The organism is Rhizobium alarense (assembly GCF_021555155.1).
Taxonomy (GTDB): Bacteria; Pseudomonadota; Alphaproteobacteria; order Rhizobiales; family Rhizobiaceae; genus Rhizobium_D; species Rhizobium_D alarense.
Map to the genome: position 1 here is coordinate 1 of NZ_JAKGBU010000183.1, position 1128 is coordinate 1128.

General features: G+C 67.9%; 1 protein-coding gene. It reads right to left on the bottom strand.

What is annotated here, in order from left to right:
- The coding region (locus LXM94_RS25895) for an iron chelate uptake ABC transporter family permease subunit (protein ID WP_235774764.1) at positions 1–1128 on the bottom strand (1128 nt) is incomplete at both ends.

The following is a 1128-nucleotide window of genomic DNA, read 5'->3' on the forward strand; positions in this document are numbered from 1 at the left end:
GCAAGCGCCGTGAGCAGACCTGCGGGAACCTGCCATGGGAAGATCAGCGTCCGGCCGAGCCAGTCCGCAACGACGAGGATCAATCCGCCGTAAAGCGCCGCCGCGCACAATTCTGTGGCAGGCCTGCGAAATCCCGTCAGTCTCGCGAAATGCGGCGCCATCAACCCGACAAAGCTCAGGGGGCCGACCATCAGAGTTGCGAGCGCCGTCGGGATCGCGACGAGGACGAGAATGCTGCTGCGCGCTGCCACCAGACCGATGCCGAGCGCCCGCGACACGGTTTCTCCAAGCGGCAGGACCGCAAGCCAGCGCAACGACAAGGGCGCGAGCACCGCAAGGCATGCGAGCCCGGCCGCCGCCGCCCACGCCTGGGATGCATTCGCGGTGTAGGTGGAACCGGATAGCCAGGCGAGCAGGAAATCCGTTCGCGGGTCGCCGGTCGCAAGGACGAGCGCCGCCAGCGCCGCGGCGAGCGTCGTCATGGAAGCTCCGGCGAGAAGCAGTTTTTCCGGTGAAAGCCGTTTCTTCCCTGCGACGAACAGCACCAAGGCGAGCGAGATGAACGCGCCAAGCATTGCCGCAAGTGCGAAGGCGACCCGGTCGACGGCCGTCGTCGCCACGAAGACGACGAGGACACCGAGGCTCGCACCACCGGAGACGCCGAGCACCTCCGGAGCCGCCATGCTGTTTGTCGTCATCCGCTGCAGCAGGGTGCCGCAGATGCCGAGCATCATTCCCGCGCACAGCGCCACCACGATCCGGGGAATCCTGAGACTGGAGAGGTCCGCAAGCTGCGCCGCGTTCACCAGTGTCCAGCCAAGCGGACCCCGTGCGAGCAGGAACGACAGGGTGGCGGATGCCGCCACCGCAAGTGCCAGCAATGCCACCGCCGCTGCGCCGCGCGTCCCGGCCGACATCAGCGGCGGCTCGTTTCCGCTGACCGGCAGCGTCCGCAGGCGCATGAGGAAAGCGAAGAGCAGCGGCGTGCCGACAAGCGCCGTGACGGTCCCGGCCGGTATCATTGCCCCGCCGGAATTGAGCTGGACGATCTGGTCGACGAGCCAGAGCTGCGACCCGGCGATGAGCGGCGACCAGGCTAAACGCTGCGGTAGCGTCCGCGCGCCGGCA